12 protein-coding genes and 1 pseudogene are annotated in these 10,934 nt (G+C 44.5%); 6 read left to right on the top strand and 7 right to left on the bottom strand.

Annotated elements, in window-relative coordinates:
• The first annotated feature begins 248 nt into the window (after positions 1 to 248).
• From ACEW9J_RS06085 to ACEW9J_RS06070, 4 genes are all read left to right on the top strand, one after another.
• Complete coding sequence (locus ACEW9J_RS06085) at positions 249 to 482, top strand: hypothetical protein (protein WP_373544245.1); 234 nt, start codon at positions 249 to 251, stop codon at positions 480 to 482.
• Positions 483 to 558: 76 nt separating this feature from the next.
• Positions 559 to 1,665: a tRNA preQ1(34) S-adenosylmethionine ribosyltransferase-isomerase QueA gene (gene queA / locus ACEW9J_RS06080; RefSeq protein ID WP_373544244.1), complete on the top strand. Its 1,107-nt coding sequence runs from the start codon at positions 559 to 561 to the stop codon at positions 1,663 to 1,665.
• A 231-nt stretch (positions 1,666 to 1,896) separates the two neighbouring features.
• Entirely contained in the window at positions 1,897 to 2,133 is a 237-nt protein-coding gene (locus ACEW9J_RS06075) for a CopG family ribbon-helix-helix protein (protein WP_373544243.1), read from the top strand.
• A complete protein-coding gene (locus ACEW9J_RS06070) occupies positions 2,133 to 2,471 on the top strand; it encodes a type II toxin-antitoxin system PemK/MazF family toxin (protein ID WP_373544242.1) in 339 nt (112 codons plus the stop codon). Before ACEW9J_RS06075 ends, ACEW9J_RS06070 begins: the two co-directional genes overlap by 1 nt.
• Positions 2,472 to 2,613: 142 nt before the next feature.
• On the opposite strand, the gene ACEW9J_RS06065 is transcribed toward ACEW9J_RS06070, so the two are convergent.
• Positions 2,614 to 3,066: a VOC family protein gene (locus ACEW9J_RS06065; RefSeq protein WP_373544241.1), complete on the bottom strand. Its 453-nt coding sequence runs from the start codon at positions 3,064 to 3,066 to the stop codon at positions 2,614 to 2,616.
• A 425-nt stretch (positions 3,067 to 3,491) separates the two neighbouring features.
• Here ACEW9J_RS06065 and ACEW9J_RS06060 point away from each other — a divergent pair, with 425 nt between their 5' ends.
• Both ACEW9J_RS06060 and ACEW9J_RS06055 read left to right on the top strand, forming a co-directional pair.
• Positions 3,492 to 3,668, top strand: coding sequence for a hypothetical protein (locus ACEW9J_RS06060; protein WP_373544240.1), 177 nt, complete (start codon positions 3,492 to 3,494; stop codon positions 3,666 to 3,668).
• 58 nt (positions 3,669 to 3,726) lie between these two features.
• On the top strand, positions 3,727 to 6,066 hold the full coding sequence (locus ACEW9J_RS06055; RefSeq protein WP_373544239.1) for a DUF3488 and transglutaminase-like domain-containing protein: 2,340 nt from the start codon (positions 3,727 to 3,729) through the stop codon (positions 6,064 to 6,066).
• 146 nt (positions 6,067 to 6,212) lie between these two features.
• Here the strand turns inward: ACEW9J_RS06055 and hemF are convergent, their stop codons facing one another.
• The 6 genes and pseudogenes from hemF to ACEW9J_RS06025 form a co-directional block, all read right to left on the bottom strand.
• Positions 6,213 to 7,229 carry an oxygen-dependent coproporphyrinogen oxidase gene (gene hemF / locus ACEW9J_RS06050; protein ID WP_373544238.1) on the bottom strand — a complete coding sequence of 339 codons (1,017 nt, stop codon included), beginning with the start codon at positions 7,227 to 7,229 and terminating at the stop codon, positions 6,213 to 6,215.
• A 423-nt stretch (positions 7,230 to 7,652) separates the two neighbouring features.
• Positions 7,653 to 8,627, bottom strand: a complete 975-nt coding sequence (locus tag ACEW9J_RS06045; protein WP_373544237.1) for an alpha/beta hydrolase family protein — start codon at positions 8,625 to 8,627, stop codon at positions 7,653 to 7,655.
• Between the two features lie 75 nt (positions 8,628 to 8,702).
• Positions 8,703 to 8,933: a hypothetical protein gene (locus ACEW9J_RS06040; protein ID WP_373544236.1), complete on the bottom strand. Its 231-nt coding sequence runs from the start codon at positions 8,931 to 8,933 to the stop codon at positions 8,703 to 8,705.
• Positions 8,934 to 8,970: 37 nt separating this feature from the next.
• Positions 8,971 to 9,723 (bottom strand): tetratricopeptide repeat protein, encoded by a 753-nt coding sequence (locus tag ACEW9J_RS06035; RefSeq protein ID WP_373544235.1) that lies wholly within the window; start codon positions 9,721 to 9,723, stop codon positions 8,971 to 8,973.
• A 40-nt stretch (positions 9,724 to 9,763) separates the two neighbouring features.
• A complete protein-coding gene (locus ACEW9J_RS06030; protein ID WP_373544234.1) occupies positions 9,764 to 10,459 on the bottom strand; it encodes a transposase in 696 nt (231 codons plus the stop codon).
• Positions 10,443 to 10,934 (bottom strand): annotated as a pseudogene (locus tag ACEW9J_RS06025) (IS66 family transposase); the annotation flags it as partial. The pseudogene ACEW9J_RS06025 and the gene ACEW9J_RS06030, both read right to left, overlap by 17 nt.

The raw sequence follows: 10,934 nt of genomic DNA, 5'->3' as shown, positions 1-10,934 counted from the left end.
ACCTTTACAAGACAGCGGCGTTTTTTTGTTTTGGGTAACCCCCTTGTTGTCTTTTTTTTTTGTCTTGGGGACCCCTATAAATAAAAACGACGCCGAATAAAAAAGCGACGCATCAATCTGGAGGAAACCTCCAGGTTGTGTGGTCAAGACAACGACAAGACAGCGCACCAAGCGGGCTTTAAGGGAAACTATAACGGAGTTGGGGAGAGAACAGGGTTTCCCTTGACGGAAACCTTCAAGAACCGTCCATGACCCATACCCAAGCAGACAAAAACAGCGGTGCGCTTCGCGGAGGTTTCTTCCAAGTGAAGGCGCAACAAGACAATACTAAAAAAGATGATGTTTTTACTTTCGCAGGAGGTCTAATAACTTCAAGCTCCAGAACTCGATCTTTGGGCGATCGCTCGAACTATGATTTCACTATTGAAGCAGCTTACGCCTTAACTTGTCACGAATGGGGTTTCCCGCCCAGTGGGGTCTAAATCGCCATCGTAGAAACCTCGCTGTCAACTGTTAACTGTTTAAACTATTAGTAACTATTCGATCGAGCTAACCAAGATGAATACCGATCCAGACCGACTATTAGCCAGTTATCATTATGACTTACCAGAGGAACTAATCGCCCAGACTCCGGCGGTACCCAGAGATCGATCGAGATTACTGGTAGTCGAACCCGATGGAGGTTATCAACATCGTCACTTTCACGAGATTGAGGATTTTTTAGATGCTGGGGATTTGCTCGTATTTAATAATACTCAGGTGATTCCCGCACGGATTTATGGTTTCAAAACCACAGGTGCGCCTGTAGAAATCTTACTCCTATCCGAGCAACAGCATAACTGCTGGTTAGCACTGGTGAAACCAGGACGCAAACTCAAAATTGGTACCCAAATCATTTTTCATGCTCGTCATCCTGAGGCTAAAATTCCCCAGCTTACCGTAACGATTACTGCTAGAGATGAAATAACTGGAGGTAGGGTGTTGCAATTTGATTTACCCCACGAGATCCCGTTACTTTCAGTACTGGCTGACTTTGGAGAACTACCTTTACCGCCCTATATTAATGCCAGATCATCTACACCCGAACAGTACCAAACCGTCTATGCCAAAGTACCTGGAGCTGTAGCCGCACCGACGGCGGGATTACATTTTACACCCGAACTACTCGATCGATTGACCGAGCGAGGTCTCCTTCAAACCCAAGTAACGCTCCATGTAGGTGTCGGCACTTTTCGTCCCGTCGAAGCTGAGGATATTACTACTCATCAGATGCACCATGAATGGTTGGAGATATCTAGTGAGTCGATCGATTTGATTGCCGCCACCAAAGCCGCTGGAGGTAAGGTATATGCAGTTGGGACTACAGCGGTACGCGTCCTGGAAACAGCAGGTCAGACGGGCAAATTACAGCCTTACAGCGGCAATACCAATATTTTTATCTATCCTGGCTATCAATGGCGGGTAGTGGATGGATTGATTACCAATTTTCACCTACCAGGATCGAGTTTAATGATGTTAGTTAGTGCGGCGATCGGTAGGCAGCGATTATTAGATTTATATCAAATTGCGATCGAGGATCGTTATCGATTTTATTCATTTGGTGATGCGATGTTAATTCGATCGCGGAGCGTCTTTGCAAGAGAATCATTTCAAGGGAATAAGTAGTGTGAGCTGCTTAAAGCCCATTTGAAATCTTTTTAATCAGTGGCTCCTGTCGTTACAATTTTAGTTTCACATTATAGTTCTATCTCTCGATATTCCCTATGCTTTTTCGGTTAGCGATGAGCCACTGTTACAATCGATACCAATACAGGCGAGAAAATCCTAGTCTCCGGCATTGCCATCTTGGTATAACTATAGTATAAATAAGTTATAATGATTCTAGCTAATCCAATTATGAAAACAGCTATTTCTTTGCCAGACTCAGTTTTTGCCGAAGCTGAAGCCCTCGCGCAACAGTTAGGACTTTCCCGCAGCGAACTTTACTCAACGGCGTTACAAGCTTATCTATCAAAATACAATCGCCAACAGATATTGAGCAAATTAAACAATATCTACAGCGAAGAATCTTCCGATCTCGATCCGACGATCGCCACTATGCAATTTATGTCTTTACCGCGTGAGGAATGGTAATGTACCGAGGCGAAATTTGGTGGGCAAATCTACCCGAACCAGTAGGATCGGATCCTGGATACAATCGCCCTGTTTTAGTGATTCAAGATGACACGTTTACTCAAAGCAACATCAATACAGTCATTGTGGTCATTATCACATCCAATCTTAATTTGGCAGCAGCTCCTGGCAATGTATTGTTGCCAAGAGCTGCATCGGGATTACCGAAAGATTCTGTTGCAAATGTATCTCAGATTCTCACGTTAGACAAAAAATTCTTGGTAGAGAGAATTGGTTCGCTGCCAGATGAATTGCAATCGGAGGTGGATGATGGTATAAAAACTATTCTGTATTTGTAGTTTCTTTATCGATCGATCTCTAATTCTGATTATTTGCTAAAACACTCGCGTAACTTGGTCTTTGCAGAATCAATCGGTCAAAATTAAGTATATCCATGTAAGCGTTCCACGATCGAGATGAAATCACAGAAACGATCGTGAATCAATCGCAGCGAATTTCCACCATGAAGCCATCTGGATCGTAGCAGTAGATTCCTTTACCTGTCGATCGAGTCACAGGTTCGCCCTCAATTTTGACATCATTATCGCGTAAAACTCTTACCGCTAATTCAAATAAATCGGGAGCGATATCAAATGCCAAATGATTGGCGCGGGTGAATTGTATTGTGGGATCGGGCGATGGTGGCGATAAATCTGGCTCGGCAAATAAGTCTAGAATAGTGCCATCTGGAAGCCGAAAATTTGTTACTCGTCCCTGTTTTACTAATTCAACCAGACTAGATGGTATGTCCGAGCCTGTGAGTTCGTGTAGACCCAAGATCGTACCGTAAAAGTGGCGTGAGGCTGGCATATTTGCCACATTCAGCGCGATGTGGTGCAAGCGGCACAAGGCACCAGCGGGAATTGACTGAGACTGATGAGTAACAATCGTCATAGATCGCAAAGGTTTTTAAAAATTAAATTGCTGAAATACCGATTCTCTCGTCGATAGATGATTTTAGGTTAAGTCATAACGTCAGACAAAATGACACACTCCCTTCCCACTCAAGAAATAGACATTTATGATTCACTGTCTTGAAAAGGTGCTTCACTTGGGCAAAGCCCAAGTGAAGCACCTTTTCGCCATCCACCATCCACCATTCACCCCAGATGTCTAATTTGTCACTAGGAAAGGACTAACACCACTATCCTAGCGAAAACAGGACGAATTTAGCTCTAGTTGTGGATCGAGACTGTCCTGATTTGGGGATAGCGGTGGTGTATATTCAAATGAAGACGAAGATTCAACCAGTTACCGTGCATTACCTGGGGTTGGTATGTCAACCAAGATCTAAATCAATTTGAGAGTGAGTGCCGAACGTGGAAGATCGATTACCTGTATTAATTCAAAAACAACTCGATGCCAAAATTCAGCAACATCCGCCATTATTCCCTTGGGAGACGGAAGTTGAAGAATATGAAACAATTGAGGCAGAATCTGGGCACCCTATATTTAATATCCCAACTTTACCACCCGAACCCAATGGCGATCTCTAGAGATTGCCAACGGTAGCTGGTAAATCGTTAGTGGGTAATAATTGACACTTATACTCCGATGATGCCCACATCTGCCCCATCACAACCAAGTTCGATCTTCGCTCAAATTCGTCAGCAGATGGCAAAGATGCCTAAGACTTCCCCAGAGGAATCGCTGCTGCTGCGGGTATTGGTACAGTTAATGGTAGTAATCGGGATTATTGCCACCGATGTAGCTGCGGAAACTAATTTGAGTTTGTGGGCAATTCCGTTGAGTATTATCGGAGCAACTTGGAGCTGGTATCATCGTCACGATCGCAATATTGGGGTCAAATTTGGATTAGCATTGGCAATGCTGGGGGCTTTAGGTTATTTTGTCTCGAATTTAGTCGGCAGTATGAATGATACTCGACTAGTTTTGGCAGAGTTATTGGTGCAGATGCAGGTAATTCATACTTTCGATCTACCGCGCCGCAAGGATTTGGGTTATTCGATGACGATCGGGTTAATCTTGATTAGTGTCGCTGGTACTTTGAGTCAAACTCTCACTTTTGCGCCGCTATTATTACTCTTTTTGACAATCGCAATTCCGGTATTATTTCTCGACTATCGATCGCGTCTCAATCTGACGCCATTAATCATTACTAGTCCGACCCAGACTACCAAGATCGGTTTACCCTGGCAACGATTGGGGCAATTGCTAGGGATAGTACTAGCGATCGGTTTAGTTATTTTCGCGCTGATGCCGCGCTTTCCTGGCTACCAAGGTTCTCTCCCCGTCAGTGCGCCAGTTAAGTATCAGCAGCAAAAGTTTGATGCCAAAGGAATTATCAATCCTGGGTATCAACGTAAGGGTAAAGGGGGGAATGGTAAAGGTCAACAGATCGATGGTGGCGATGGTAAAGGTGGCGATGCCAAGAGCGACGGGACATTAGACGAGAATTTTTATTATGGATTTAACTCGCAGATAAATCAAAATCTGCGGGGGATAATGAAGCCAAAAATGGTGATGCGGGTGCGTTCCCAGGCTCCAGGATTTTGGCGGGCATTGGCATTCGATCGGTATACTGGGCAAGGCTGGGAAATTTCTCGTAACTCTCAGACGCGCAAAGTTAATCGCCCTGAGTGGGATTATAAATTTACGCTCGGCTATCCCACGTCGAAAATGCCTACCAAGCAGGTAATTCAAAGTTACACCGCTTTGGAAGAGTTGCCGAACATCATTCCAGCGATGTCATCAGTGAATGAATTATACTTTCCGACTCCAGAAATCGCCGTAGATAAAGAAGGCAGTGTCCGATCGCCTGTAGGCTTACAGACAGGTTTAACTTATACTGCGGTATCTCAAGTACCATTTCGCGATCGACAATTGCTCGACAAGGCTAGTACCAGCTATGCTCCAGATATTACTAATTATTATCTACAAATCCCCGCTAAGGTTGCAGCAAAACTCCAAACATACACTCAAGATTTAATCGATAAATCCCCCCAACAGCAAGTCGGAAAAAATAGTCAACCATTGACATCCAACTACGCCAAAGCTCTCTACCTCGCCCAATATCTCAAGCAACATTATCGCTTACCACAAGACCCAATCGCCCTCGCCCGCGTCCCAGATGGCGACGATTTGGCAAGCTGGTTTCTGTTCCGCTGTGAGGGTAAATCGACTAGTTGTGAAACAGGTGGCTATGCCGATCATTTCGCCACTACTTACACGATGATGTTACGCTCGATCGGTATTCCCGCCCGATTGGCAGTTGGCTTCGCTCCTGGTAGATTCAATCCCTTTACTGGATTCTACGAAGTCGCCAATACCGACGCACACGCCCTCACAGAGGTCTATTTCCCAGATTATGGTTGGTTTGCCTTCGATCCGATTCCAGGCCATCCCTTGACTCCTCCAGGTGTCGATGAAGACCAAACCTTTAGTGCACTCCAGCAACTTTGGAACTGGGTTGCTAGTTGGCTACCTTCTCCCGTCACCGCTTGGCTCGCCTATATTTGGTCGCTGACTCTGGGCTGGTTAGCGGTTGGCATTGGCGGATTTTTCGGTCTATTTAGCCAAGGTTGGTTAGGGATATTTAGCGGTAGCGCGATAGCAATCTCGATCGCATTTTGCGGTTGGTGGGGATGGCAACAATGGGGCAAATGGCAACATCGCCAATGGTTAAAAAAACTATCGCCAGTCGAACGTGTCTATCAGCAAATGTTAGCTCGATTAGACGATACTACCCCTAAACATCCAGCCCAAACTCCCTTAGAATATGCCCAAATAGTGCGGGAAACTCGATCGACCTCAACTAGTGTATTAGTTACAGAGATCTCTCAAGCTTATACGGCTTGGCGATATGGGGCAGAAGCGCAACAGATCGATCGACTACAGGAATTATTAACCAATCTCACCAAAGAAAAGATCTAACTCACATCGTCATCAATATATAAAGACTAGTAAGAGCGTAGATCTAAGGGTACCCACAAGGGGCACCCCTACAGGTAAATTGTGTAGGGGTGCCCCTTGTGGGTACCCTGGATCTATACTAAGCACTAGTAGATTTAGACTGGTGGTTAGTGCTTCCAGTTCGCCCAATCTTGAGGCTTGAGAAATGTATTGTAGAGTTCGGCTTCAGGCGAATTGGGTTCGGGTTGATAACCGTATTCCCATCGCACCAGCGGTGGTAACGACATCAGGATCGATTCAGTTCGTCCATTTGTCTGTAACCCGAAAATCGTGCCGCGATCGTAAACTAGATTAAACTCAACATACCGTCCGCGCCGATATAACTGGAAATTGCGCTGATGTTCGCCATACTCAGTATCGCGTCTCCGCTCGACGATCGGTATATATGCAGGTAAAAAGCTATAAGCACAGTCTTGAGAGATCGCGAATAATTCCTTCCAGGTGCGAGGTTTGGGAATGCCTAGCGAGTCACTATATTCAGCCGCTGGCCCCTTGGGGTCGGGGCCGCGATACAATGCTCCTTGTCCATCTTGATAGTCAAAGAAGATCCCGCCGACACCGCGAGTCTCATTGCGATGCTTGAGATAAAAATATTCGTCGCACCACAATTTAAAGGTGGGATAGAGTTCGGGACTGTGTTTGTCACAGGCTGATTTGAGCGTATTGTGCAGATGGCTGGCATCCTCAGCAAAAGGGTAATAGGGAGTCAGATCCAAACCGCCCCCAAACCACCATACAGGGCCAGCTTCAAAGTAGCGATAATTGAGATGAACAGTGGGAATATAAGGATTTCTGGGATGCAGTACCATCGAGGTACCTGTCGCATAAAAGCGATGCCCAGCAGCATCTGGACGTTGAGCTAGAATCGAAGGTGGTAAATGGTCGCCCCAAACTTCCGAAAAGTTTACCCCACCTTGTTCAAATATATTACCTTCTTTCATCACTCGCGATCGACCGCCACCGCCTTCGGGACGTTCCCAGCTTTCTTCCTGAAACTTACCGCCGCCATCAACTGCTTCCAAGCCTTGACAGACACTATCCTGGAACTCCCGCATGAATTGAGTAATCCGACTTTTCGCATCAGCAGGGGGTAGAAACTTGGTGTCCGTGGAGAAAGCTGTCATATACAGTGCAGAATTTTAATTAAGGTCAAACTGTCAACACTTCGGCTACGCATTGCCTACGGCAGGCTAATGCCAACAGTGCAAGCTGTCAACTGACTTAACAACCTAGCATATTCAGGCGATCGGGCACTGCTGATTGTTAAGGGAAATATACAAATAGTTGGGAGTTGGGATTTGCTAGTCGCAACGCCCCCACAAATACACTGGGAGATTTTTTCGCCACCTGTCTGAGACACTCGAACTATACTTTGCACGGTCATAATTTGAGGTTAGGGTGTGGGGTGTGGGCTGTCGGGTATGGGGACATTATCGATAGATCGTGTTTTTATCAAAAGCGCAAGCTTTGACCGTGCCAAGTATAGCCAAATGGCGATTACCACTGTCAGCATTCAACTCTCAACTGTCAACTGTTTAACACATCAACTATTTTCGCTCCCATGAGGCGATCGCCCCGTCAGATGTCAACAACTGCTCTAGAGCTACGATATCATGAGATCGATCGCGTACATGAGCGTCAATGAATAAACCAATCGCCGCAGCAATTAAATTTCGACTTTGCTCGTCTGGTTGAGTAGCTGAAAAGTCTAAGGAAGAAGCACCTATAGTTGCATCGATCGGATCGGCGATCGAAAAATGATTTGCACCTTCTACCAAGAGCAGATAACGATCGCTTTTACCACCTACCATCGCCTGGAATGTCCGTTCGATCGGTGTTGTCGGACGTTCCCAAGTTACTCCATAAAGAGAACTATTATTGGCAATTACGCCATCACAAGTACCACCAATTAACATCAGTGGTAGTGCCTCAGACAAAGATAAAATTGTCCCAGCTTCATAGCCTAGCTGGACGATCGCCGCCGTATGAGCACCATAGGCAAAAGCAGCTACAACTTGAGGGAAAAAACTGGGGTTGGCACTTTCGATCGCGACTCTACCGCCAGCCGAATGCCCACCTAAAATCACTCGCTCTAAGTCCAACAAGCCCGCTAAAACTCCCTCAGAGTTCAAACGTGCCAAAGCTGACAATAGCGCGGGCAAGGCGGAGGCGGTGGGGGCTGTACCATAGATATTTGGAGCCAAGTTCTTCATCTCAACACCTGGAGTCAGCCCCACGCTCCCAGGTAGATTTTCAGCAACCCAATTAAAAGTCACTACTACTAGCCCCCGCGCGGCTAATTTCACAGCCAGCCATTGATACAGTTCCCAGCCACAGTTTATCCCACCCAAAAAAATAACTACTGGGAAAGGCGCATGTTGAGAATCGGCGGGGATGATGCCCATACTCTGTGCTGGGGCATTATCTGACATTACTGGATAGAAAACTTTTAGTTGGATAATATCGTACGGAGTGACTGCACCTACAACCTCGATCGCCTGAAATATCGATCTAATCATCATCTCTAAATTTCAACTATCTCAATGGTAGTGCAACTATCTAGATTCGAAATTTAGACTTCGATCTAAGTTAAAATTTTATTGTCCGCGACCTGGTTTACAATCTACAAAGCCTAATGCTTCTGTATCTAGGAAACTAGCGATCGCCATTTCAACTATAGCTTCGATCGGGTACTCGATTTCAGCAGCTCGTTGGCGTAGCCTCGGCTTTGCCGAATCGAGTATTGCAGCGCGGATTCTTTCGGGTAGTCGCTCCAAGATAATTGCCGCATCAGTAGCGGAAAGTTGTTCTAGCAGTTTTGTTTGCATGGTGTTACCGTTCGGTATCTGAACATTGTCAGGCGGTTCAGTGGTTCTCAAAATAATGAGCCGCCCACTTATTCTCAAATAGAACTGCTTGAAATATAGGCTGCTCTCGAATTAAATCAAAAGCGTCATCAGTCTTGGCTTTCTCTTTGTATTTTGGATTCAGGATAATCGCTTTCTTTAAATTCTTTACTGCCAGCAATAACTCTGTTTTCAATCCATACATTCGGGCTTTACCATACCATACATAATCATAGTCAGGATTATACTCTAATGCTTTGTCAGGATTATACTCTAATGCTTTATTCCAAGAGTAATCTGCCTCTTTATATTTCTTTAAATTATATAAAGCAATCGATCTTCTAGTCCATGTTATATAATCATCAGATTTACCTTTCAAAGCTCGATCGTAGTCGGAAATTGCTTGTTTATATTTATTTAACCGTAAAAAAGCATCACCTCGTCTATTCCAATCATCATAATTATCTGGCTCGTATTGGATTGCTTTACTGTAAGACTTAATTGTTCGATTATAGTTTTTTAAATTACTAAAAACTAATCCTTCGTTATGATATGCAAGTGAGAATTGAGGGTAAATTTTATGGCATCGATCAAAATCTTTTAATGATTTTTCATTCTCGCCCAAATGAAATAGAGCCAAGCCTCTATTATTATAAGGAATATATTCTTTCTTCTTAATATCTAATTTTATTGCTTCTGTAGAATCTTCTATTGTTCTTTGGTAATCATTAAGGTAAGATTTTGAATACCCTCTTTTGATATATGCATCCATGTATTTTGGATTCAAGCTAATAGCTTCTGAAAAATCGTAACTACTCAGACTGAAGACTAGGAAAAAGTGGAGTTTCAATGAACACAAGTCTGAGCGCATCTAATACTTGAATGCCTTGCTTGCGAAGAGTAGAGAGATAACCGCGAATCCGACAAAACTGTTGGGCACCTTCAATCGAGCGGAAAGTACCAGAAATCTTCTGTCTTGTCGCACACAACTCGGAGGAAACCTCCGAGTCGATGCGCCGCTGCTTTAGTTTCATCATCCGTAAATCACGTTCCGCTTGATTATTATCAAAGGGAACTTCCCAATCATGCATGAATAATAAAACCGCAGATTGATGTAGTTGAAGGCGGTCTAATAGATTCTTGGGCGGACTCTGTTTCCGACGACCTTTTGGTTTAAGAACATCTAAATCGATAGGCGGGGGTGGATTAACAATTAGTCCTGCTTCAATTATTTCCTGATAGCGTCGTTCAAAATCAGCTAATTGGGAGAGAGTTAGGCTTGTCTCTCCGGCTACTTGTGCAATAGTAATATTTGTTTTAATTTCAACCAGCAGTGTCATCATGTCACTTGCCCAGTCTTGGTCATAGCGTTTGACAATGAATCGTAATTCTCGCAAATGATGGGCATTGCAAAGAGCATGGATGCTGTCATATTTACTATAACTAGCTAACCCATCATGAACACTAACTCCCTCAAAATTTGGCAGGATATCAAAGTCTTGGGCCATATTGCACCAAACTATTGACAAATGCAGGTAATTTCCCTTGATTCGTTACACCGCAATTTGGGCAACACTTCTCTTCTGCTTGATGTTCATGCACCACCAATTTGATTGGCGGTAGCTCATGGACTTGGCTACATCTCAAATTCAATACTTCTACGAATTCTAGCGATGTCCCGCAACTTGTACAGTCAACAACTGGAGGAACAAATACTTCATCCACTTCTTCGCACCATTCTAATGTGCTGCCAGGATGATCTTTTTGCCCGCCACTTTTACGACCACTTTTGGTACGAAGGCTTTTGGTGCGTTTCGCAAATCCATCTGCTGATGGGGCGCAACGTTTTCGGGGGAAGCTTCCCCCGAAAAGCTCGCTTGGTTTACTACTATTTTTACTATCCTTACTTTTCTGATTTTCTAATACTTCGATCCTTGCTTCGAGTGCATTAATCCGCGCCACTAAATTTTCTACCAACGCCAT

Origin of the sequence: Chamaesiphon sp. (assembly GCF_041737865.1) — a bacterium.
Classification (GTDB): domain Bacteria; phylum Cyanobacteriota; class Cyanobacteriia; order Cyanobacteriales; family Chamaesiphonaceae; genus Chamaesiphon.
This window is presented reverse-complemented; position numbering and strand designations above follow the sequence as displayed.

What these genes read in the sequence shown, in the direction of transcription:
- ACEW9J_RS06030 (WP_373544234.1), bottom strand. Translation starts at nt 10,459, where the DNA reads ATGGCCCAAGACTTTGATATCCTGCCAAATTTTGAGGGAGTTAGTGTT.
- queA (WP_373544244.1), top strand. Translation starts at nt 559, where the DNA reads ATGAATACCGATCCAGACCGACTATTAGCCAGTTATCATTATGACTTA.
- ACEW9J_RS06065 (WP_373544241.1), bottom strand. Translation starts at nt 3,066, where the DNA reads ATGACGATTGTTACTCATCAGTCTCAGTCAATTCCCGCTGGTGCCTTG.
- ACEW9J_RS06055 (WP_373544239.1), top strand. Translation starts at nt 3,727, where the DNA reads ATGATGCCCACATCTGCCCCATCACAACCAAGTTCGATCTTCGCTCAA.
- ACEW9J_RS06040 (WP_373544236.1), bottom strand. Translation starts at nt 8,933, where the DNA reads ATGCAAACAAAACTGCTAGAACAACTTTCCGCTACTGATGCGGCAATT.
- ACEW9J_RS06045 (WP_373544237.1), bottom strand. Translation starts at nt 8,627, where the DNA reads ATGATGATTAGATCGATATTTCAGGCGATCGAGGTTGTAGGTGCAGTC.
- ACEW9J_RS06070 (WP_373544242.1), top strand. Translation starts at nt 2,133, where the DNA reads ATGTACCGAGGCGAAATTTGGTGGGCAAATCTACCCGAACCAGTAGGA.
- hemF (WP_373544238.1), bottom strand. Translation starts at nt 7,229, where the DNA reads ATGACAGCTTTCTCCACGGACACCAAGTTTCTACCCCCTGCTGATGCG.
- ACEW9J_RS06035 (WP_373544235.1), bottom strand. Translation starts at nt 9,723, where the DNA reads ATGGATGCATATATCAAAAGAGGGTATTCAAAATCTTACCTTAATGAT.
- ACEW9J_RS06085 (WP_373544245.1), top strand. Translation starts at nt 249, where the DNA reads ATGACCCATACCCAAGCAGACAAAAACAGCGGTGCGCTTCGCGGAGGT.
- ACEW9J_RS06075 (WP_373544243.1), top strand. Translation starts at nt 1,897, where the DNA reads ATGAAAACAGCTATTTCTTTGCCAGACTCAGTTTTTGCCGAAGCTGAA.